Consider the following 21497-nt stretch of genomic DNA (forward strand, 5'->3'; position numbering starts at 1 on the left):
TCAATAATCTGTTTTTTATAAAGGATGAAAACCGCTTATCTACTCTTCATATTTAAAGCGTGTAGTTATTTGATAGTCCGAGATAGTCAAATGCGACCGACTGCAAGGGTTACCTTGGTTATCAGAACCGACCGATAACTGTTTGTCTTGGTGATCGAAAACTATTTCAACATACTGGCAATCATCTTGGCCATCACGAAGATAAGGATTGTTAACGGTTGGTTTGACACTAAAAGAATGAGGATCTGGTGCGTCTAGCGTGAGTGGTGAGTTAACGCTCGGTCGAGCATCAGAGGCCAGATAATCGTAGCTTTCTTGATAATCAAGATAAGGATTATGAGTGGGTGGCAATTTGAAAATGAAACTGTCTTTTGCTGGCGCATCAAGGTCTAAGGTCTGTGCCGCTTTATCGCTAGTGCTTTGGTTAAATATATCCAATTCTTTTTCAGACGCTGTCACGGATAGCGAGATCAGTAACAGTGTCCCAGCCAACGTTGAGAATTTATGTGGTTGCATATGAGTACCTTGTCCATCTTTTATTATCAATATCTGGGAGCGGTACCATATACATTTTTTTACAAAAGTAAATAAATTTGGGGGTTGTAAAGGTAGCGTTTTACTGAGTTGGGTTTTTTACTGCGCAGCTTTGATTGTGATACTTATCACGTATTTTTGATTTCCACTGTATTGGCTAAACGATAGTTTTTAAATCTAACGTGTTAATAAATATAAGCATATTGAATTTTTTGGTTATTTTTAGCACAATCTCAACTTAATTTCTAGTTAATGCAAATGATAGTAATTGTTATTCGTATAAAGTAGTATTGCGCACATTGTAAATCTGTTATTGATGAATAAGGTAATCACTCAGATGTTGACTAAAACGCTACTTTCTACCTCAATATTGCTTGCTCTTTCTCCTGCGGTGTTTGCCGAAAAAACAACTCAGTTTGATGAAGTGGTCGTATCTGCGACACGGACGGCGCAAAGTCTTGATAATACCGCAGCCTCGGTAGCTGTGATCTCAAGTAAAGAATTAGAAGCGACTATGGTTAGAGACGTTGCGGACATTTTTGAATACACGCCGGGAGTAACGACCAGTGGTTCTTCACGTCAAGGAATGCAAACCATTAATATTCGGGGTATAGAGGGTAACCGCATTAAAATTTTGGTTGATGGTGTTACACAAAGCCAAGCTTTTGACGGTGGGCCTTACTCTTTTATTAATTCAAGTGCTATTAGCATCGAACCAGATATGCTGAAAAGTGTTGAAATTGTTAAAGGGGCGGCATCAAGCTTACATGGAAGTGATGCTATTGGCGGCGTTGTAGCTTTTGAGACCAAAGATCCACGAGATTTTTTAAAAGGGGATGCGACGACAGGTGGACAAATTAAATTATCTTATGCTTCGGAAGATAAATCATTCAGTGAACACGTTGCTATTGCTCATCGTAGCGGTGATTTAGAAACCTTAGTGGCGTTTACTCGTCGTGATGGTCAAGAGCCAAAAAACTTTGGTGATCATAAAGAAAATTATTCAATTTCTGGGCAAGATAGCGCGAATAATGACTTATTATTGAAGCTACAATATCAACTTTCTGAAGCGCATCGAATCGAGTTTACAGGAGAAATGCTGCGTAATCAGGTTGACTCTGATATTGTTCACTCAAGTTATAAAAATTATACCGGACGAGATATTACCAAGCAGTACCGTCTTGGATTAAAACATATTTGGTTTTCTGATTTACCGCTTGCCGATACGATAACCAGTCGAGTCTCATGGCAAAGTAAGGAAGAAAACGGTTTAACTAAGCGTTTTCAGCCAGCCTCTGCCGGAAGGCCTCCTTATCAACCCGCTAACAATGATAATCATCAAACGAAAGATTATTTTTATAGCGATGACAAAATTGAATTAGAAGCTCAGTTCGATAAGCTCATTACTTTAAATAATAGTGAGCATAATATTATGTATGGTATCAATTTACTAAGCAGTGATATTTCAAACATTAACAATGAATATAATTCTGATCCAGCGACACCAAATCAGGTGATTGTGTATACACCCGATGCCGAAGAGCAGAAAATTGGTTTATTTATTCAAAACGAAATTGCTTTGTTTAATGGTAATTTGATTGTAACACCTGGATTACGTTACGATTCATTCAGTACTGATCCTGGCGAGAATGCTGGAAAAGGACTATCCAAGTTTAGTGATTCTGCCATAACCGGGCGATTGGGTACTCTTTATCGTTTAGATCCAAACAGTGCAATTTTTGCGCAAGTGAGTCAGGGGTTGCGCTCACCTAACTTTACTGAGCTCTACTATACCTTTAGTAATCCTGCTCATGGTTACGTTAATGAACCTAATTCAAATCTTAAGTCTGAAAAAAGCCTTTCTTATGAGCTAGGCTATCGCCACAATAACGATTTTTCTGCAACAGATATCTCACTATTTTATAGCAGCTATGATGATTTTATAGAACAGGTAGTTACTAAGGTTGAATCGAGAATAAACTACTACTCTTATATCAATTTACGTGAAGCGACTATTAAGGGCGTCGAATTATCTAATCAGTTAAAGTTAGATGAATTATTGAATGCTCCACGAGGATGGACAACTCGATTAGCAGCGAATTATACCGAAGGTAAAGATGGTGATGGACGACCTCTTAATAGTATCAATCCATGGAATGTCGTGGCAGCTTTGAATTTTGATGATCCAGATTCGACATGGGGAACGAGTTTAAAACTCAACTATACTGCGGGAAAATCAAACCGTAATATTAATAATGATAAAGCAACTGGTGGTACAGAGAATCAAGTTGAGTTATCTAGTTCAACTATTTTTGATATTACAGCTTATTATAAACCAATCAAAGACCTGACTTTGACTGCTAGTATATTTAATATTGCAGATAAAGAGTATTACCGCTGGAATGACATTAGAGGTAAGAATATTTTAGATAATGATTATTCTCAAGCGAAGCGTAATTTTGCAATTACGGCAAAATATGAGTTTTAATTATTAAAGTAAAAGGTGATTTTGCTCTGCCATAGTTTTAGATTGTCTTCTGACATCTGAAGCTATGGCATTACATTAACTGATTATGCCCAAAACATTCATCCGACCTATCTCAAACTAAACTCTTATTCATTGAAATATAAAGCTTTACTGAAATTTTTACCTCTTCGGCTCAAGTCGTCATCTTTTGTAAATGATAATGCAATTGATAATTGATATTGTTTAGTTGTTGGGTAATAATCTCCCCATTAAGGCGCTTAGTTTTGATTTGGAGCACGACGTGAATTTCACCAGATATTGTGTTGCGGCGACACTTTCACTTGCCATTCATGGAACCCTGCTGTTGATGGATGATGAAGCCAAAGTTTTTGCTATGCCAGCTGGGAATCAATCGACCTCGGTATCGCTCCACTTTGTTGCTCAGCCTCAAACTGTACGTCATGAGCAGCCTGTGTCATCGCCAACTGAACCTAAACAGCAGAGCAAGCCGAATACGCCGAAGCCAGAGCAGAGAAAGCCTCAAGAAGCGAAAAAGGTAGTGAAGTCGGATAAACCTGCTCCTGCGACTCAACCATTGGAGAAAAAAACAGCGCCCTCATCATCATCGTCGGTAGTCAAGGAAGAACCGACCAATCAGTGGCAAGAGAATAAGGAGCCGGCTCCAGAGCCCAGTCGTAGTGGGATAACCAATCAACCTACGCTTGTGGAAACGCCCTCATTTCTTTCGCGCCCCACACCGCCTCACTACCCAAGGCTGGCTCAAAAGCGTGGTATTGAGGGGGTGGCTTTATATGAAGTGTGGCTGGATGAGCATGGCCGACAAATTAAGCAAATTTTACTCTCTTCATCGGGAGCTCAATTGCTCGATCAATCGGCGCTGAGTGCGATTAAACAATGGAAATTTTCACCTTACACGGTGAATGGGCAAACCATGGCTCACCGTGTGCAAATCCCTGTACGCTTTAAATTGGAAGGATAATGGAACTACTGACTCAACTTGAGCAAGAGCTTGGCCTGATGGCTTGGCCACTATTTTTGTGCTCTCTTTTCGCGACGATGATTATCGTTGAACGTCTAATCCAAGTGTTATTTACCCTTGGGGCCAGTCGAGGTTCGATTGGTGCGGCGCTTAATCAAATTTCTCCGATGCACAGCGATCAAATTGAAGCGTTAGCAGAGGAGTTATCGACTAGACGGTCACTACTTTACAAAGGGGTCGCGATGCTGTTGGCTCATCACGATTTTTCTAAAGGGCTACGTGAAGATACGGCGGGGATCTGGCTTCAAGATAAGCGCCATCAGCTTCATTCCGGATTACGATTATTATCCCTGATTGGTGCGATCAGTCCATTACTGGGTTTATTAGGTACGGTACTCGGATTAATTGAAATGTTTAAAGGTGTCGCGCTTTCGTCTGGCAATATTACACCGAATGATCTCGCCGATGGATTAGGGATTGCGATGCGCACCACGGCAGCAGGTTTATTGATTGCCGTTCCTGCGATTACTGCGGCTCAATTACTTGGTGCATGGGCAGATAGAGTCATGGCGAAACTTGAGCATACTTTAAACTATGTCAATCTATGGCTTGAAGGGGTGTCGCTACAGCATGACTGCACTACTAAAAATGGACGTTGCAGCCATGCTAATCATGTCGTTGAAAAAACAGCGGTCAATCCATCATGATTAAAACGCCGCCAACGACAGAATCATCACTGATGCCAGATTTAACGCCATTATTGGATATTATCTTTATTGTCATGGTCTTTCTGCTACTGACCGCAGCGGTTAAGTTTACGTCATTAGACGTGTCTTTACCGAGTACCGATTCACCTGTGGTCAGTGAAATCAATACCCAATCCATTACGGTGAATATTTTGGCTCAACAGCCATATTGGGCAATTGATGGTACCACTTATGTTGCTTGGCAAGATTTTACAGAGGCTTTATTAAAGCGCAGTAAAGCCAGCGCAAAACCGATTGTGATTGCTGCGGATAAAACCGCTCAAGTACAGAATTTGGTCAAATTACTGGCATTTTTACAAGATAATGGCATTGCAGCGACACAGCTTTTGACTGATGACGATTAACGTAGAGTTTGAAACTGATTGCGAAACGTTTTTGGTGTCATGGCTTTAATCGCTTTAAATTGGCGATTAAAATTAGATAGATTACTAAAGCCAGTTTTCTCAGCAACCAGAGCAATGGGAAGCGAAGAACTGGCTAGCAGCTCACATGCTTTACCGATGCGAAACTTTTTAAGATGTTCAGAAAAACTCATCGAGTAGTGTTTTTCAAATAAGCGATAGGTTGAGCTTTCACTCATATGCAGTACACGGCATAAATCGGTTATTTTTATCGGGTCAGCGAAATGAGATTCGATATAGCGTTTGGCAAGGTGGACTTTTTTGTGTGCTTCACTGTTGGCACTTAATTGCGATAGTCGGTAGCTAGAGGCTGATAAACGCTGAGCATCTTGATCTTCCGCCATGATCAATAACGACTCTACAATTCGTAGCGCCTGATAAGAACTGGCTAACTTTTCAATATCACTCAACTGGTTAGCAATAGCCTGAGCCGTTGCGTGGCTCAGTTTTAAGCCGTAGGCTGAACCTTCAAGTAAACGTTGAATAGACTGTGTCGGTGGTAAGATAGCTTGAATTTTATCAATCCATTCTGGTTTAAACCATACAATCGTTGAGTGCAGTGCTTGCGCTTGTTTGTGGTGTAGGCGCCCAGTGATCATATGAGGCAAGCCGGGGCCATATAATAATAAGGTGTGATCGTCCACGGTACCGCTAGCATCCCCTGCAAAATAGTTGCCCTGAAAGTTTCGGTTCGGATTGTGATAGAGCACCAATTCATATTCCGTATGATAATGCCACGGGCAAGAAAACTCTTCCGTATCCGCTTGGCAGTGATAATGGCGGATAACCCAGTCATGGTTTAGGCTCTGCAGTACATTTTCAATCAAGGGGCGCATAGCTGTTCTCCATCTATTTGCTCTGATCATAAAGGCTTAGCCTTTTCTGTCAAATGATGTATTTATTCTGACGGTTTAGTATTAAAAGTGGCAGGAATAGCATCATTTATCTTATCAGGATTGATTACACTAGCGGCGTGTTCTCCTACAACTTAAAGCGGCAGCGCCAAGCAACTTGGGAACATGGTAATTTTTATTTGTGACTCGTATCGGGTTACTTCCTGCCATTGGATAGCATGACATGTATCAAGATAAAACCGCCTTATTATTTATCATGACCGCCTTAGTGACGGGATTATGTGGGGCTTTTTTTTACCCATTATCGAGTCTATTTATTGTTGAAGCGCTCGGTGCTTCGCCGATGATGCTGAGTGTGTATATGGTCATGGCGGTTATCAGCTCCGTGGTAGTATCGCAGTGGTTAGCCAGACAATCGGATCGGCACTGGCAACGCAAAGTGATTTTATTGGTCGCACTTGGCTGCTATTTGATCACTGTGGTTAGTTTTACCCTCATTCGTAGTTATTGGTTAGCGATTGTTGTCGTTACCTTATTTGGTAGTGTAAGTGGCGCGTCGTTTGGTCAACTGTTTGCCCTTGGGCGGGAATACGCTGATCGCCATGTGGCAGATAAAACCACCTTTCTTGCCACGATGCGTGCAGGGATTGCCATTGCTTGGGTGTTTGGCCCTCCTTTGGCATTTATGCTCAAAGCCAGCTTTGGTTTTAATGCGGCGTTCAGTGTTTCTGCTGTGATTGTGACGATTGCTATTGTGCTGATTGCTAAATATTTACCGAAAGGTGTTGAAAAAGCGTCAGCCTCAGATCCTGCTGCCGCGTTATCATTACCCAAGCAAGGGGCGGTAAAGCGGCTTATCATTTTATATTGTATGACGATGGTGTTTACCTTTGCAGCGAATAACTTATACATTACCAGCATGCCTTTGTATCTTTCCCAAGAGTTGCTCGTTCCCGCTCATTGGTTAGGCTTACTGTTTGGGATGGCAGCGTTATGTGAAATCCCAATCATGTTGCTGGCAGGGAAATTAGCGCAGCGTTTTGGTACGACTCAACTTCTGTGCGTGGGTATAATGAGTGGTATGGCATTTTATTTGATTATGCTAACCAATACGACCTTCACCACTTTATTATTAGCGCAAATCCTCAATGGCTTTTTTATCGGTGTCTGTGCGACTTTAGGTATGGTGGTGTTGCAGGATATGATGCCTGATCGTTTGGGGACAGCTTCCACGCTGTTTTCTAGTATTCTTAGTATTAGCTCATTAGTGGCAAGTGTAGCCTTGGGTGTTGTGGGTGAGCTGTTCAACTATTTCAGTACGCTTTATGTCTCGCTGATTGGCGCTGTGGCAGCCTTAATTTTGCTGAGATTTTTTATGGGGTTAGCCGAAAAACATGAGCAGCGCGCTAGCGTTACTTCTAACGCGCTGAACTAGCCTTAATGAAGGCAATCATTAAGGCTAAAGCTTGAATGGCAGATTAACGAGGGGTTTTTTGGTTACGTTGCTGGGCTTTACGGGCTAACTTTTCAGCTCGTTTTTGTTCGATAATCTGCGCGGTATCGCTGCCAATGTGCGCTTCACCTCTTTGTTTGGCTAACTGCACTTGTTTTTCTCTTTCACGAAAGCGTGCCAATTGTTCTTCGCTATGAGTGCCAAAGCATTGTGGACAGCTAACCCCTTGTTCAAACTGTTCACTTTGCTTATCTTGTTCGGTAATCGGTAACCGGCAGGCATTACAGATTTGGTAATCACTTTCTTGTAATCCATGACCAACCGCGACGCGGCCATCGAAGACATAACAATCACCTTGCCATAAGCTCTCTTGCTCTGGCACTTCCTCTAAGTATTTTAAAATGCCACCTTCGAGGTGATAAACCTCTTCAAATCCTTGTTCTTTAAGATAAGCGGTGGATTTTTCACAGCGAATGCCGCCAGTACAAAACATCGCTACTTTTTTATGTTTCTCAGGATCGAGGTTTTGTTTTACATAGTCGGGAAACTCACGGAAAGTCTCGGTATGTGGATTTTGAGCATGCTTAAAGGTGCCAATTTGGATCTCGTAATCGTTACGAGTATCGACGACCAGCACTTCAGGATCGGAAATCAGCGCATTCCATTCTTTCGGCTTAACATAAGTGCCAACCACATGACGAGGATTAATACCTTCAACTCCCATCGTCACGATTTCTTTTTTGAGTTTGACCTTGCTGCGCTGAAAGGGCTGCTCTGAAGCCAAAGATTCTTTATAAACGGTTCCTTTGAGGCAAGGCTCTGTATCCAGCCAAGCAATTAAAGCATCAATGCCTTCTCGTGATGAGGCAACCGTGCCGTTAATCCCTTCGCTAGCGAGTAATAATGTACCGCGGATATGATGCTTTTCCATTAGCTCAAGCAGTGGAGCTCGTAGTGTTTGGTAATGGTTAAGCTCGACAAACTTGTACAGAGCACAGACAACATAGTGACTCATTGGAAACCTTTTAAAAACCGTATAAAGAGTTGGCACGTAGTATAGCGAAGCATGGCTTGTACAAACACGGATAGTTTATAGGGGTATAAACGGTACTTTCGGATAAAAATCGTGACAATTGAATGGAGGTTGTGCGGACTGAGACGAGCAGCATTGGCTCAATATTCATCTTGTTCAGAAATTTCGTATGTTATTGTCAGTTTATATGGGTTTCCATCACAATTTTTTTCTCTAAACTAAGCACTATCTTAGGAAAGACAATAACTCTTTGTCTAAATTGAATCGTTAAATTTATTGAGGAAAAGACATGAAATCACTCATTACCAAGCTGGTTGAATCAAAATCTGGTTACAGTACACTGGCTTTACGTATCCCGATTGGGATTGTTTTTATGGCACACGGCGCACAAAAGTTATTCGGCTGGTTTGGTGGTTATGGACTAGAGGGAACCGGACAATGGATGGCATCGATCGGTTTAGGCCCTGGTATGTTGATGGCATTTCTAGCCGGTAGTGGTGAGTTTTTTGGTGGTTTAGCCATTTTACTGGGCATTTTGACCCGTCCTGCTGCAGCGGTTCTCTCTATAACTATGTTAGTAGCTATTTTTGCGGTTCATTTTGAGCATGGTTTATTCATGTCGAATGGTGGTTACGAATTTGCATTAGCTTTATTGGCGGCCAGCGTGTCGTTAATGATGTCTGGTGCGGGGAAATTGAGTATCGATCAGATTATTTCTCAACGTCTTCGTGGCTAAGTTAGTGCATCAGCCTTAAAGCTGGTAATGAGTATCGAGATTAATAAAATGCCGACTTTGTACAAGTGCGGCATTTTTTGTTGTTTAGCCTATATCGAGACTTTAAGTGCGACTGGGTAAGTGAAGAAAATAAGATGGATAAAATTAAATAAGAAGTGCAAGAGCACGGCAATCCACAAACGACCACCGCAATAATAGATCGCGCCATAGAAAGTACCAGCTAAGGTAGCAAATAGTACTAAAGTGACGCCTCCTGCTAGGTGGGCTAAGCCAAATAGACTACTCGCAATAATAATACCTAAACCAAATCCCCACTTATCCGTTATTTTTTGTTGTAAATAGCCGCGGAAAAACGCTTCTTCTGCAACGCAGGTCAACAACGCATTATTAAGAGCAAATAACCACCACCATGTAGGGAGCGATAACTCTGGTTTAATCGCACCGAATCCCCAAGCAAGCAATAACAAACTGAATAATGGTAGTGAAAGTAAAACCACTTGCCGCCAAGGAATGCGCTGCTGATGACCTAATAGAGTAGGATAAGCTAGCAGAAGAGCAAAGAAGACCATCGGTTTATCGAGATTCAGATAGAGATTGAAAGGGACACTATTCGGCCCCGCTAGCACCCCATCTAAGACTTTAGGGTTTTCAAATCCTGGGATAATGTGTAACAACAATAAGCCACACCAAGCGAGCAAAGTACACTGTGCTACGGTTTGCCAACGCTTGGCGAGCGATGGTGTGTAATACGCGAGTATTAGCCCTAGTGAAACATACAAAAACGCGAGACTAGAGAGGCGTTCTATGAACCAGGCTCCAAGCAGTGAGAGAGCGAGTAAAGAGAAGGTGAGTAAAAGACGTTTTTGAAAACCCACGATTACGGCCAGCAACAAGGGTATCCAAATCCATAAAGAGGGATGAATTAGCATAAAAAATATTCTTAACGTGTGGTTTATTATTGAATGTTTATAGGGTCTGTTGACCTTTAGCGATTAAAACGTTTTTAGCTGAACCCTTCGAGCTGCGTTTATGGTTCTTTTTTACGGCGTTATCGTCTTCTCAGATAGAATACCTGTATTTCAAAGCCTCTGACTTGTATAAATAAGCCACAAATTGCTGAAAAAATCAGCTTAAAAGATCAGCAGGCCCTAATTATAGAGAATGATTAGCTGTCATCATATTCTACCAGTGAGCTGAGGTTTATTCGCTCGGTTGAGGTTGTAAGGCACCATAATTATGGTGCCTATTTACACTGTAAAACCTAATTGAGTTTGACCAAAGCAAACTGTTTCTTACCACGTTGAATGACATAATAGCGATCAAACAAGGCAAACTGACTACTGAGCTGTTCTTGTTCCATACGTTCACCATTAATGCGAATCGCACCGTTAGCTAACCATTCGCGGGCTTGACGTTTGGAGCTCGCTAAGTGAGTAACCAACATCAACTCAATAAGGTTATCCGCGTTATCCGCCTGATAACAAGGCAGCCCATCCAGTTCCAACTGCTGCAACTCAGCTAAACTCAGTTGGTTCATCTCACCACGAAATAGCGCTTGAGTGATACGCTGCGCGCTTAATAAGCCTTCTTCACCGTGTACAAAGCGAGTTAATTGTTCAGCTAGAACTTGTTGCGCTTGTGGCTTACCTGTACTGGCTTTGTCTTGTTGCTCAATGAGTTCAATATCAGACAGTGACAAAAAGGTGTAGTAGCGTAGGAAGCGATACACATCAGCATCATCGGTATTGAGCCAAAATTGATAAAAAGCATAAGGTGAAGTTTTGTTGCTATCGAGCCAGATAGCACCACTCTCTGTTTTACCGAATTTAGTGCCATCTGATTTAGTGATCAAAGGTAGGGTTAAACCATGAACCACTTGATTATTAAGTCGGCGCGTAAGGTCGATTCCGCTCACAATATTACCCCATTGATCATTACCGCCAATTTGTAATTTGCATTGATATTGTTGATTCAAATGGGCGAAATCAAATGACTGTAGCAGAGAATAGCTAAATTCAGTAAACGAGATCCCTTGATCTGGACGGCTTAACCGCTGCTTGACCGATTCACGGTTGATCATCGTATTGACGGAAAAGTGCTTTCCAATATCACGGAAAAAATCAATGACATTGATTTTTGTAATCCAATCAGCGTTGTTGACACAGAGGAGTGGCTGAGTCAGGTGTGGGGTCATCACTTGATCAATTTGCTGAGCCAAATCATTGACCCATTGCTGCACGGTGGTTGATGGGTTCAATGTTCGCTCCGCGGCTTTAAAGCTGGGGTCACCAATCATCCCCGTTGCGCCACCAATCAGAGCAATGGCGGTATGCCCCGCATCTTGAAAGCGCTTCAACATTAATAAAGGGACTAAGTGACCAATATGTAAGCTGCCAGCAGTGGGATCGAAGCCGCAGTAAAGTGTTTGTGGACGGTTCAAGAGCTCGCTGAGCTCGTCGATGGCAGTGCTTTGTGCAATTAAGCCTCGTTGGGCTAATTCATGTAGAAAATGTGCTGAGTTCATACGGCCTTTCATCTTTTATAGACTGGATTTGGCCAGAATACGGATAAAATCGATCTGAGACGATGTCCCTAAAGGGATAGATAGGGCAAATTTATGGTGAGGGGAAATAATCGCTGAGGTGAAGCTGATTGGGCGCGTTAACCCTGCTCTCAATAGCCTTTGGTGATCAAATGGTTTAAAAATAATTGGAATAATTCACTTAATGATGAGATTTGCAATTGCTGGTAAATACGTTTGCGGTGGTTTTTTACCGTTCCGTGACTAATGCTAAGCTGCGCGGCGATTTCTTGAGAATCGAGTCCTTGAACCAATAACGTAGTGATTTGTTGCTCGCGAGGAGTCAGGCAATCGGTGGCAAAATCAGCGATAGCTGCTGCTACCCAGTGGCGTAAATCATGCTCTGATTGACTGTTTTCTGCCAGAAATAATGCTTGTGATCCCCAATGTTGGCGGCATAACGCCTGCAAAACAGGAAACCTCTGCTTTAAGCCATTAATTTGTTGCTGTGAAATAGGCTGATCGGTTTGTAGCATGCCTAAGTAGATAACTATCCAGCGATTATCCTCCAGATCGACGGCAATACAGACTTCATCTTGCCAGCCCGTTTTTTGATAAAAATCGGTATGATAATTTTCCTGCAATGGATTGACGGGTTTAAACTCGCTACGTTGTAAAATGCCGGTTTTATGTTGCTCGGCAATCGCGACATAGAAGGGATCATATCGATATGAATGGGTTAAATAGTGCTGAAATAGCAATTGACGTTGCGAGGGCAGTGAATCATAAAGATAAATCGGGTGCTTATGCTGGCGATAGCCTAGGATCACAGCGCAGTCAAAAGTGACAAAGCGCTTAAGCAGTTGGATAAACTGAGCGGTAAACTGGGGTGTTTTTAACGCCGCGATAACCTCGCCAAGCTTTTGATATTCTATTGTATTCATTGTGGTTAACTTAATCTTTACTCATTATTAACTGGCGCATTTCATCCAGTCCACCGGCATCATGGACATGAGTAAATCCTTGCTTAATCAAGTATTGTTTAGCGATATTAGATCGGTTCCCTGTTCGACAATAGAGAACGATCGGTTGATCTTTGGTAAATTGAGTTAAGTCAGAGTGCATAATATCACTCAATGGGATGTGCAGAGCAGAGTGAAGGTGTCCTTGCGTGAATTCTTGTTCGGTTCGAACATCAATTAACACTGCACCTTCTGCGATCATTGACCAAGCAATTTCAGCGCGAGGTGAAGCGACGGTGCTTCCAGATAAGAGAAGACTGATGAATAGAGTTATTCTAGTCAAGCGTAAAATATAGCGTCGCATCGTGTTCTCCAATCAAAATGATAAATTGAGTGTTCAATGACCCAATTTGGTTATGGGCATTTTCTAGCATTTGATGCCGTCGATATCTATATAAGATAGGTGGGAGCGTTATTTCAATCATTTCGCAACAGTATGCCTATTTTGCGCTTTTTATTCCATAGGGTGTGATTACCTGTGCGCCAAGTGATTTAGTGATGACGATTCAGTAGTATGATATGGCTAGATTTTGCTAGGTACATAGTGATTTTGTGGCTTAGCTCTCCCCCGTGATAAAAAGGGCTAAGTTTTTTTGTCGATTAGCCGTTAAACTAGAAACACTTTTCGCTTTAGAGACAGATAAGGACATACTCATGAAAAAGTACTTTCCAACCTTAAGCTTAGCGGCTTTATTGTTGGCTGCTGCTGCCCCCGTTTATGCTCAATCTACCCCTTTTAATATGACGGCTAGCGCTGGTCCTACACAAGTGTCTTATGGCGGACAAAGTGCAACGGGTTATCAATGGCAAGTGCGAGGTTCCTACCGCTTAACCCCACTTAGTTCAGTTAACTTAGGCTATGGTGAAACGCACGCTGATTTAAAAGACAAAGAAGGTGAAAAACACGCCTATAAAGCCTATACAGTGCCTTTAACGATGACGCTGCGCCATCGAATGCAGATTGGTGATGTGTATTTGCGAGCGGGGGGCCAATACTATAATCGAACCTATAAAGACATTGAAAGTGATGGGTTTGGTTTGACGGGAGCCGTAGGGGTTAACCTAAATAACATGGATGGCTCGAATTTTTCTTTGGAAATTGGTTACAGTACTCAAGGTAGTGCAGACTCAACCTCGATCACCATTGGTGCTGGGATTGGTTTTTAATCAGACTCGTTGAGCTTGCTTTTGGTATTGGGATTTTATCCATCGCCATCCCGCTTGATAAATTTGCCTCGAAAGTGATACTCACGATACCGTGAGGGCTTTCGGGGTGATGGTTTACCAATCTATTCATCGAATGACGGATGATAAGTACAATAAGTTGAAGTAGGTATTAGTTGTTGATCACGTTTCGGCATGGAGTTTGTTGATGACCTCATTGATAGGCATGGCTCTGGCGTAGACATAACCTTGAATTAAAAATACACCTTGTTGAGCAAGATAGTCGACTTGATTAATCGTCTCCGCGCCTTCTGCAATCAATTCAATATTTCCTGCTTTTGCTGAAGCAATAATCGAGTCTAGCACGCTCTTTTTCACATCATCGGTTTCTATCGTATCAACAAACATCTTGTCTATTTTTATGCTGCGAATATGCAAATGTTGTAAGTAAGAGAATCCTCCATATCCTGTGCCGAAATCATCAATTTTAAACTGATACCCTTTTTCCATCAGTAGAGCGATTTCTTGGCTTGCAGCGGTTAAATCGTTGATAGGGATACGTTCAGTCAGTTCAAATTTTATCCGCTTAGCTTGAGGCCAATCCAGAGAGCTTAAAAGCGTTGAAAGATGCTGTTTTTCAATGTGTTCAGCGACTAAATTAATGCTAACCCAATGCGAGAGTGGTAAATGTTCCAGATCGTGTAAAACGATCTTAATGATTTGGTTGGTGATCTTAATGATTAATCCTGTACTTTCCGCAGCATGGATAAATAAATCTGGCGCGATTAGCTCTTGACCTTTTTGCCAGCGTAAGAGCACTTCGTAACCGACGATCTTTCCAGTTCGGCTATCAATAATGGGTTGATAATAGGGAAGAAACTCATTGTCGCGAATTCCTTTTTCAATTAAGCCTTCGATTGAATTACGATAATTTCGTACAATCCAGTAACTGCCCATCAGTAAACCACCGAATAAAAGGCTCAACGGTGTACCCCAGATCAATAGGTTATGTTGTACATACTGTTGTAAGGCTTGTCCTGCCCATAGTTCTTGCTTGTTGGCGGCGGCAATACCTTGCACTGATACATGTAATGATTGAGCATTAGTATCGTTGAGAATAGCTTCATTGCCTCTTTGTACCAATAAAACGGGACGATCTTGATTTACAAATCGCGCTTCATAATAAAAGCAGCCGGAACAAGGTTGATTAAGTTTGCTTTGTGTCCAACTACTATCTAAAACCCAAACCGCGGTATTACCATCTTGAGAAAATTGAATCAGCAGTTCACTTTCTGTTTCTGCAATCTCAGGGGTTGCAGCGAGAGAAAACATTGCCGCTCCTTTATTGTTTAAGTGGTTGAAAGCACTAGCTTCTAATGGGTATCCAAGTGTTGAACACTGCTCTCCTTGATTGGTTACGATACCCATAAAACGGATATAACGACTGTAATAATGAGGATCGCGAATCACTTGCCAATCATGAGGGCCACAATCAAATTGCAGTTGTTGGATTTGCTGCTGGATCATGGTTTGTAATTCATCACTTCGCGTAGCTAAATAATGTTCAATTTGAGCTTTTTTTTGTGTCAATAATAAGCTTGTAGCGTAAGTGCTGATCAGTGGAAAAGCAGCAAAATAGATCAACAGTGGCAGAAGCAACAAAGAGAAAGCGCGTTGTCTTATGCGATTGACTGGCAAGATATTGATCCCTAAAACGGTCATGTGTTTAGACTACTTTAGCACTCTTTGTGTCATCTACAGATGTCATGTGGGCAGATATTGCGAAAATGCTGTCTCAATAATGAGAATGCTGTATATTTAATAAGATTCTCTATCGCTGAGCATACTTAGCTCTGTACCGTAAGTGATTGACCTTGGTTGACAAAAAAATTTGAACACTAAGACAATTTTTTGCTTCTATTCTCATCAGTTGCTGCGCAGACGCTATCTTTATAAGAGCCTGTTTTAGTATGAGTGTCATGCATCATAGGTTAACAATACCAAGTTGTTTGTCTCTATTTGGGTTTCATTATTAAAGGAGGTGATTATGGAAAAACACTCACCGAACACCGCGAAAACGAGGGTCAGCCATCCGGTCTGGCATAGTCAATCTGAGCAGAATATTGTCGAGCAACTCAATAGTGATACAGACAGCGGCTTATCCTCTCAAGAAGTTCAAATCAGATTAGAACGTGATGGACGAAATGTCATTACTGGGCAGGCGATGATGCCAGCATGGAAACGTTTACTATTGCAGTTTCATAACCCTTTGATCTATATATTATTAGTAGCCACACTCGTCACGACTATTTTGGGTGAATACGTTGATGCTGGAGTTATTTTATTAGTTGTTTTAATTAATGCGTTGATAGGCTTTATGCAAGAAAGTAAAGCTGAACAAGCGATTAACTCTCTTAAGAGAATGTTATCGTCCAATACGACGGTGATCCGTGATGGTAAAAAACAGTCGGTAACGACTACGGATCTGGTGTGTGGTGATATTGTCGTTCTAGCATCGGGTGATAAAGTGCCTGCGGATATTCGTCTTTATCAGTGCCGAGATTTACAGATTGATGAGTCCACCTTAACAGGGGAATCGGTCGCTGTTGAAAAACGATTAGGTGAGTTAGCGCCTGATACGGTATTAGGCGATCGACAAAATATGGCTTTTGCAGGTACTTTAGTCACTTATGGCACCGCTCAAGGCATTATTGTTGCGACAGGAGATAATACACAAACGGGCCAAATTGCCAGCATGATTGCCGGAGCCACTCAGCTAGAAACGCCACTCACTCGGAAAATTCATGCCTTTAGTCAATTACTGTTATGGGTGATTTTAATTTTGGCTTGCGCCACTTTTTTTATTGGTTTGGGTTATGGTTTACCTGCTGCCGATACGTTTATGGCGGCAGTGGCATTAGCGGTGGCGGCGATACCAGAAGGGTTGCCAGCGGTTGTCACTATTACACTCGCGATTGGTGTCCGGCGTATGGCAAAACGTCATGCGATTATTCGTACGTTATCGGCAGTAGAAACACTTGGTTCGACCAATGTCATTTGTTCAGATAAAACGGGGACGTTGACCGAAAACCAAATGACGGTACAAAAGCTGTATGCGGGAGGCTTGGCTCTTGAAGTGACAGGTAGTGGTTATGTTCCACAGGGTGAAGTTCCTGAGATTTGGAAAACGAATGATGCTTTTCAACATTTATTGCGTGCTGGATTATTAAATAATGACTCGCGCTTGTTGGAAAAGGAAGATCGTTGGTTGGTGGAAGGCGATCCCACCGAGGGGGCGCTGATCGCTTGTGGCTTAAAAGCGGGATTAGACAATTCCTCTTGCCAGCAAACTTACCGTCGCCTTGATACCATTCCTTTCGAGTCTGATCGTCAATATATGGCGACTTTGCACTGTTTTGATGAGCAACGTAATTTGATTTACCTTAAAGGGTCGGTAGAACAAATCAGTCGCCGTTGCCGTCAACAATTGATGGCAGATGGCAGTTTGGTCACACTCGATCATGATAAGTTAGATGAGCAAGTCACCCAATGGGCCAGCCAAGGGTTAAGAGTGCTGGCTTTTGCGTTGCAGTGGGTCGATCATCATGAACAAACGCTGCAGCGTTTTAATCAACAGGAAGCAGAACCGAATCTTATTTTTTTAGGTTTGCAAGCCATGATTGATCCGCCACGGGCTGAGGCTATTCAAGCAGTAAACATTTGTCAAAAAGCGGGTATTCAAGTCAAGATGATTACCGGTGATCATGCGCTCACTGCTAAAGCGATTGCTGCTCAAATTGGGATTGCCAGTGCGACTCATTCGGATTTTGGCACTGTGTTAACGGGTCAACAGTTAAGTGAATTAAATGATGAGCAACTGAAACAAGCTTGTCGTGATGTGTCTGTTTTTGCTCGGGTTGCTCCGGAGCAAAAATTACAACTGGTTAATGCTTTACAATCTCACCACTTGGTTGTCGCGATGACCGGGGATGGTGTTAATGATGCTCCTGCTTTAAAGCAAGCTGATATTGGTATAGCAATGGGGATCAGTGGGACAGAAGTGGCGAAAGAAGCTTCAGATATGGTGTTGACCGATGATAATTTTTCATCGATTGAAGCAGCAGTCGAAGAGGGTCGTAATGTTTTTGATAACTTAACCAAGTTTATCACGTGGATTTTACCGACCAATCTAGGCCAAGGATTGGTGATTATGGTTGCGATTGTGTTTGGATTAACGCTACCAATCTTACCAGTACAAGCACTGTGGTTAAATATGACCACTGCCGTTTTTCTTGGCTTGATGCTGGCCTTTGAACCGAAAGAAGCCGGTATTATGCAACGGCAACCTCGCGAGTTAAAAGAGCCTATCCTAAATCGAGAAATTGTTGGGCGAATTATCTCGGTTAGTAGCTTATTACTCTTGGGGGCATTTGGACTATTCCAATGGTCGGTGGCACAAGGCGCCAGTTTAGAAGAGTCGCGTAGTATTGCGGTTACCTTGTTTGTCGTCGTGCAAAGTTTCTTTTTATTGAATTGTCGACGTCTAAACGGTTCGATTTTTACCATGTCATGGCAGACTAATCCGTGGATTATGGTTGGTATTGTTTTGATGATTTTCGCCCAATTGGCATTTTTATACTTACCTTTCATGAACTTACTTTTCCAAAGTGCGCCGATTTCAGCCACTTATTGGGCGGTAATGGTTGCCTACGGAATCGCAGTGATGATACTGATTGAGTTGGAAAAAATGTTGTGGCGACGTATGAAACGTTAATCATTATGTTAGCCAGCCGTTAGAGTGTTGAACCGACTCCGCAGGTTGGCTAACTTGTCATAATGGGTTTGCTTAGGTTATACCTGTAACTCGTTGAGTACGTGTCGTAATGATGGTCGAATATGGTGGCCCAGTGCTCTGATACTGTCATTAGGTTCGACGAGGTCTGGAATTTGAAACGTATGCATTTTGGCGGCCATCGCTGAGCGTACACCATTATTTGAATCTTCAAAGGCTAAGCATTGTCGTGGATCGACCGCCAGCCGCTGAGCCGCTAAAAGGTAGATCTCAGGATCGGGTTTACCATTAACAACTTCACAACCAGTGGTTAGGCAATCAAAATAGTGATCAAGTTTGGCTAAGCGTAATTTAATGGTAGCGACTTCTTTTTGCGTTGACGTGGCGACAGCGGTAGGAATATTGTGTTGTTTCAGCCACTCCAGCAACTCAATGACGCCTTCTTTGACTGGAATGGGTTGATGTTTAACGACCGCGTCGTAGCCTTTGCGCCATTCTTTGTGCAAACTTGGATAATCAAGCTCAGGACCATAACCAGCTTTTAAACCTTGCTCGATTCCTGCGGCGTTACAGCCAATCACGGATAGGTAAACCTCACGTAGAAAAGGAATACCTACCGTCTGGCATGCTTGTTCAAATACTCTTAAGCACACGCTTTCAGTATCAAGCAGTAGGCCATCCATATCAAAAATAGCAGCGTTATAATTCATAAAAAACCTTTGGGCAGAGTGAAGGAATGATCATTATTTTATGTGATAGCCAACGTCGATATAGCCTTACTACCAGACATTACGCTAGGAGCAAACTCAGGTCTATCTCTGTTATTTTTGGTTATATAAATCATCTGATTAGCCGAGATAGTTGATGACACTTGAGTTATGATAGAGGATGATCCATCTTTCTGTATCGTCGTCGGTCGCTCTAAGTTAAACAACAGCTTTGAGTTATTATTTGGCAATCTTTGGTAGGGTAAACAACATTGAAGTCAATATCAATCAAGCAGTGGATGCCTGGGCTATATCAGCTTAAGCAGTATGAAAAAGTGTGGTTGTTGGATGATGTTCGTGCCGCTTTTTCAGTGGTGGCGGTCGCACTGCCTGTCGCGATTGCTTACGCCCAATTAACCGGAGTCTCAGCGATTGTTGGTCTTTATTCTTGTGTTCTACCGATGATCGTTTATGCGCTATTTGGAACATCACGACAATTGATTGTTGGCCCGGATGCAGCGACGTGTGCCGTGGTTGCTGCTGTGGTGACGCCTCTGGCAGCTGGAGATCCGACTAAGCATTGGCAATTAGTCATCACTATGACAGCGATGACGGGGTTTTGGTGTTTAATTGCTAGCCGCTTTCGTTTAGGCCTTTTTGCTGATTTCTTATCTCGCCCTATCTTACTTGGGCTACTCAACGGGGTCGCTTTAACCATTATCGTTGGTCAGTTAGGTAAAGTCTTTGGCATTAAATATGAGCAGCGTTATTTTTTAGAGAGAATCATCGAAGCGCCTCACCGTCTATTAGATTTACATTGGCAGACGGTGCTCGTCAGTATTATGACTTTACTGATTTACTGGTTATCGAAACGTTTTCGGCCCGCATGGCCTGCGGCAATGTTAGCGATTGTTGTTGCTGCCATTTTAGTCTGGTTAACCAAACTCGATCGTTATGGGGTGAGTGTGGTTGGGGTTATCGAAGGTGGTTTACCTATCTTTCAAGCGCCAGCATTTAATATTGGTATCACTCGGGAACTGGTCGTGCCTGCTCTCAATTTAGCGGTGGTGAGCTTTGTCAGCATGATGCTGACCGCACGAAGTTTTGCGGCTAAAAATGGCTATGATATTAATCCAGATAAAGAGTTTCGAGCTCTGGGTTTAGCGAATTTAGCGTCAGCTTTTTCGCAAGGTTTTGCGATAAGTGGCGCGGACTCACGTACTGCTGTCAATGATGCCAATGGCGGTAAATCGCAACTGGTTTCAATCATTGCAGCAGTAGTGATTGGTTTTGTAGCGATTTTTCTTTATCAGCCATTACAGTACATTCCGAGTGCGGCATTAGGAGTCGTCTTGATTATTGCTTCGATGTCGTTGCTTGATCTCAAAGGAGTTTGGGGGCTTAAAAAGCGCAATCGGGATGCTTTTTACCTCTCTTCGATAACTTTGATTGCGGTGCTGGTTGTCGGGGTAATACCAGGCATCACGCTTGCTGTCTTGTTAGGATTGTTCCAATTTTTACGTGTGGTGATGCGTCCGAGCGATCAATGCTTAGGTTTGGATGAAGATGGCACGATCCGTACCATGGATGAATCTAGCAAAGCAGCTGCGATTCCTGGCCTATTACTGTATCGTTTTAATTCACCATTAACTTATTTTAATGCACCCTATTTCAAGGCACGATTATTAGAAAAGATCGACCAAAGCCCAGATCAGTTGAGCTGTGTCGTGATTGATGCTGTAGCAAGTTTTACTCATTTGGATTTAAGTGTCATGGCGGTATTGGCTGAAACGCAGACGTTACTTAAAAAACGTGGTATTCGTTTAATTCTTGCCGGACGCAAGCGCAGTTTACGCCAATGGTGTGAAGTAGCGGGCGTACCGGTTGGGGATGGCGGACTGGTGTTGCGTGCGGATATGTACTTGGCGATTAAGTTGACGGGTTGTTATCAACATGCCGTTGAAGAAGGTCAAATTCCGACTGTGCAAAAGGAACCTAATCCAGACGATCCACCTAAGCCTATTCCTGAGGTTGCTTAAATAATTA

The 21497-nt window shown here is 42.5% G+C and carries 18 protein-coding genes; 9 read left to right on the top strand and 9 right to left on the bottom strand.

Going from position 1 to position 21497, the window contains the following annotated elements; translation table 11 throughout:
* Window positions 1–39: 39 nt before the first annotated feature.
* Window positions 40–516, bottom strand: coding sequence for a hypothetical protein (locus AACS00_RS08705; RefSeq protein ID WP_110167133.1), 477 nt, complete (start codon window positions 514–516; stop codon window positions 40–42).
* A 355-nt stretch (window positions 517–871) separates the two neighbouring features.
* Here AACS00_RS08705 and AACS00_RS08710 point away from each other — a divergent pair, with 355 nt between their 5' ends.
* The 4 genes from AACS00_RS08710 to AACS00_RS08725 all read left to right on the top strand — a co-directional run bounded on the left by AACS00_RS08710 (window position 872) and on the right by AACS00_RS08725 (window position 5112).
* Window positions 872–3022 (top strand): TonB-dependent hemoglobin/transferrin/lactoferrin family receptor, encoded by a 2151-nt coding sequence (locus AACS00_RS08710; protein WP_110167134.1) that lies wholly within the window; start codon window positions 872–874, stop codon window positions 3020–3022.
* A gap of 280 nt (window positions 3023–3302) precedes the next feature.
* Entirely contained in the window at window positions 3303–4001 is a 699-nt protein-coding gene (locus AACS00_RS08715) for an energy transducer TonB (protein WP_110167135.1), read from the top strand.
* A complete protein-coding gene (locus AACS00_RS08720) occupies window positions 4001–4708 on the top strand; it encodes a MotA/TolQ/ExbB proton channel family protein (protein WP_004396959.1) in 708 nt (235 codons plus the stop codon). Before AACS00_RS08715 ends, AACS00_RS08720 begins: the two co-directional genes overlap by 1 nt.
* Complete coding sequence (locus AACS00_RS08725; protein ID WP_110167136.1) at window positions 4705–5112, top strand: ExbD/TolR family protein; 408 nt, start codon at window positions 4705–4707, stop codon at window positions 5110–5112. Before AACS00_RS08720 ends, AACS00_RS08725 begins: the two co-directional genes overlap by 4 nt.
* On the opposite strand, the gene AACS00_RS08730 is transcribed toward AACS00_RS08725, so the two are convergent.
* Window positions 5109–6005: a helix-turn-helix domain-containing protein gene (locus AACS00_RS08730; RefSeq protein WP_072670990.1), complete on the bottom strand. Its 897-nt coding sequence runs from the start codon at window positions 6003–6005 to the stop codon at window positions 5109–5111. The two genes, AACS00_RS08725 and AACS00_RS08730, sit on opposite strands and share 4 nt — an antisense overlap.
* A 241-nt stretch (window positions 6006–6246) precedes the next feature.
* Here AACS00_RS08730 and AACS00_RS08735 point away from each other — a divergent pair, with 241 nt between their 5' ends.
* Window positions 6247–7458: a sugar efflux transporter gene (locus tag AACS00_RS08735; protein ID WP_072670991.1), complete on the top strand. Its 1212-nt coding sequence runs from the start codon at window positions 6247–6249 to the stop codon at window positions 7456–7458.
* 43 nt (window positions 7459–7501) lie between these two features.
* On the opposite strand, the gene trhO is transcribed toward AACS00_RS08735, so the two are convergent.
* Complete coding sequence (trhO, locus tag AACS00_RS08740) at window positions 7502–8491, bottom strand: oxygen-dependent tRNA uridine(34) hydroxylase TrhO (RefSeq protein ID WP_072670992.1); 990 nt, start codon at window positions 8489–8491, stop codon at window positions 7502–7504.
* 307 nt (window positions 8492–8798) lie between these two features.
* Between trhO and AACS00_RS08745 the strand changes: the two genes are divergently transcribed.
* Complete coding sequence (locus AACS00_RS08745; RefSeq protein WP_072670993.1) at window positions 8799–9245, top strand: DoxX family protein; 447 nt, start codon at window positions 8799–8801, stop codon at window positions 9243–9245.
* Window positions 9246–9334: 89 nt separating this feature from the next.
* On the opposite strand, the gene AACS00_RS08750 is transcribed toward AACS00_RS08745, so the two are convergent.
* From AACS00_RS08750 to AACS00_RS08765, 4 genes are all read right to left on the bottom strand, one after another.
* The gene (locus AACS00_RS08750) at window positions 9335–10174 is read right to left on the bottom strand and encodes a CPBP family intramembrane glutamic endopeptidase (protein WP_110167137.1); all 840 of its coding nucleotides are present in this window, start codon (window positions 10172–10174) and stop codon (window positions 9335–9337) included.
* Window positions 10175–10506: 332 nt separating this feature from the next.
* Entirely contained in the window at window positions 10507–11769 is a 1263-nt protein-coding gene (gene tyrS / locus AACS00_RS08755; RefSeq protein ID WP_110167138.1) for a tyrosine--tRNA ligase, read from the bottom strand.
* Window positions 11770–11918: 149 nt separating this feature from the next.
* The gene (locus tag AACS00_RS08760) at window positions 11919–12710 is read right to left on the bottom strand and encodes a response regulator transcription factor (RefSeq protein WP_072670996.1); all 792 of its coding nucleotides are present in this window, start codon (window positions 12708–12710) and stop codon (window positions 11919–11921) included.
* Window positions 12711–12720: 10 nt separating this feature from the next.
* Window positions 12721–13092 (bottom strand): rhodanese-like domain-containing protein, encoded by a 372-nt coding sequence (locus AACS00_RS08765; RefSeq protein ID WP_110167139.1) that lies wholly within the window; start codon window positions 13090–13092, stop codon window positions 12721–12723.
* Window positions 13093–13442: 350 nt separating this feature from the next.
* Here AACS00_RS08765 and AACS00_RS08770 point away from each other — a divergent pair, with 350 nt between their 5' ends.
* The gene (locus tag AACS00_RS08770; protein ID WP_072670998.1) at window positions 13443–13955 is read left to right on the top strand and encodes an outer membrane beta-barrel protein; all 513 of its coding nucleotides are present in this window, start codon (window positions 13443–13445) and stop codon (window positions 13953–13955) included.
* A 180-nt stretch (window positions 13956–14135) separates the two neighbouring features.
* Here AACS00_RS08770 and AACS00_RS08775 read toward each other — a convergent pair whose 3' ends face one another.
* A complete protein-coding gene (locus AACS00_RS08775) occupies window positions 14136–15674 on the bottom strand; it encodes an EAL domain-containing protein (RefSeq protein WP_181397526.1) in 1539 nt (512 codons plus the stop codon).
* A gap of 325 nt (window positions 15675–15999) precedes the next feature.
* Here AACS00_RS08775 and AACS00_RS08780 point away from each other — a divergent pair, with 325 nt between their 5' ends.
* Window positions 16000–18726 carry a cation-translocating P-type ATPase gene (locus AACS00_RS08780; protein ID WP_110167140.1) on the top strand — a complete coding sequence of 909 codons (2727 nt, stop codon included), beginning with the start codon at window positions 16000–16002 and terminating at the stop codon, window positions 18724–18726.
* 77 nt (window positions 18727–18803) lie between these two features.
* On the opposite strand, the gene AACS00_RS08785 is transcribed toward AACS00_RS08780, so the two are convergent.
* Window positions 18804–19454 (bottom strand): HAD family hydrolase, encoded by a 651-nt coding sequence (locus AACS00_RS08785; protein WP_110167141.1) that lies wholly within the window; start codon window positions 19452–19454, stop codon window positions 18804–18806.
* Between the two features lie 296 nt (window positions 19455–19750).
* Here AACS00_RS08785 and AACS00_RS08790 point away from each other — a divergent pair, with 296 nt between their 5' ends.
* Entirely contained in the window at window positions 19751–21490 is a 1740-nt protein-coding gene (locus AACS00_RS08790; protein WP_110167142.1) for a SulP family inorganic anion transporter, read from the top strand.
* Window positions 21491–21497 lie beyond the last annotated feature (7 nt).

The organism is Vibrio sp. 11986-1-5, assembly GCF_963878025.1.
Taxonomy (GTDB): domain Bacteria; phylum Pseudomonadota; class Gammaproteobacteria; order Enterobacterales; family Vibrionaceae; genus Vibrio; species Vibrio injensis.

Excerpts from the sequence above, each read along its gene's own strand:
- AACS00_RS08705 (WP_110167133.1), bottom strand. The coding sequence starts at position 516 with ATGCAACCACATAAATTCTCAACGTTGGCTGGGACACTGTTACTGATC.
- AACS00_RS08710 (WP_110167134.1), top strand. The coding sequence starts at position 872 with ATGTTGACTAAAACGCTACTTTCTACCTCAATATTGCTTGCTCTTTCT.
- AACS00_RS08720 (WP_004396959.1), top strand. The coding sequence starts at position 4,001 with ATGGAACTACTGACTCAACTTGAGCAAGAGCTTGGCCTGATGGCTTGG.
- AACS00_RS08725 (WP_110167136.1), top strand. The coding sequence starts at position 4,705 with ATGATTAAAACGCCGCCAACGACAGAATCATCACTGATGCCAGATTTA.
- AACS00_RS08730 (WP_072670990.1), bottom strand. The coding sequence starts at position 6,005 with ATGCGCCCCTTGATTGAAAATGTACTGCAGAGCCTAAACCATGACTGG.
- AACS00_RS08735 (WP_072670991.1), top strand. The coding sequence starts at position 6,247 with ATGTATCAAGATAAAACCGCCTTATTATTTATCATGACCGCCTTAGTG.
- trhO (WP_072670992.1), bottom strand. The coding sequence starts at position 8,491 with ATGAGTCACTATGTTGTCTGTGCTCTGTACAAGTTTGTCGAGCTTAAC.
- AACS00_RS08745 (WP_072670993.1), top strand. The coding sequence starts at position 8,799 with ATGAAATCACTCATTACCAAGCTGGTTGAATCAAAATCTGGTTACAGT.
- AACS00_RS08750 (WP_110167137.1), bottom strand. The coding sequence starts at position 10,174 with ATGCTAATTCATCCCTCTTTATGGATTTGGATACCCTTGTTGCTGGCC.
- tyrS (WP_110167138.1), bottom strand. The coding sequence starts at position 11,769 with ATGAACTCAGCACATTTTCTACATGAATTAGCCCAACGAGGCTTAATT.
- AACS00_RS08760 (WP_072670996.1), bottom strand. The coding sequence starts at position 12,710 with ATGAATACAATAGAATATCAAAAGCTTGGCGAGGTTATCGCGGCGTTA.
- AACS00_RS08765 (WP_110167139.1), bottom strand. The coding sequence starts at position 13,092 with ATGCGACGCTATATTTTACGCTTGACTAGAATAACTCTATTCATCAGT.
- AACS00_RS08770 (WP_072670998.1), top strand. The coding sequence starts at position 13,443 with ATGAAAAAGTACTTTCCAACCTTAAGCTTAGCGGCTTTATTGTTGGCT.
- AACS00_RS08775 (WP_181397526.1), bottom strand. The coding sequence starts at position 15,674 with ATGACCGTTTTAGGGATCAATATCTTGCCAGTCAATCGCATAAGACAA.
- AACS00_RS08780 (WP_110167140.1), top strand. The coding sequence starts at position 16,000 with ATGGAAAAACACTCACCGAACACCGCGAAAACGAGGGTCAGCCATCCG.
- AACS00_RS08785 (WP_110167141.1), bottom strand. The coding sequence starts at position 19,454 with ATGAATTATAACGCTGCTATTTTTGATATGGATGGCCTACTGCTTGAT.
- AACS00_RS08790 (WP_110167142.1), top strand. The coding sequence starts at position 19,751 with ATGCCTGGGCTATATCAGCTTAAGCAGTATGAAAAAGTGTGGTTGTTG.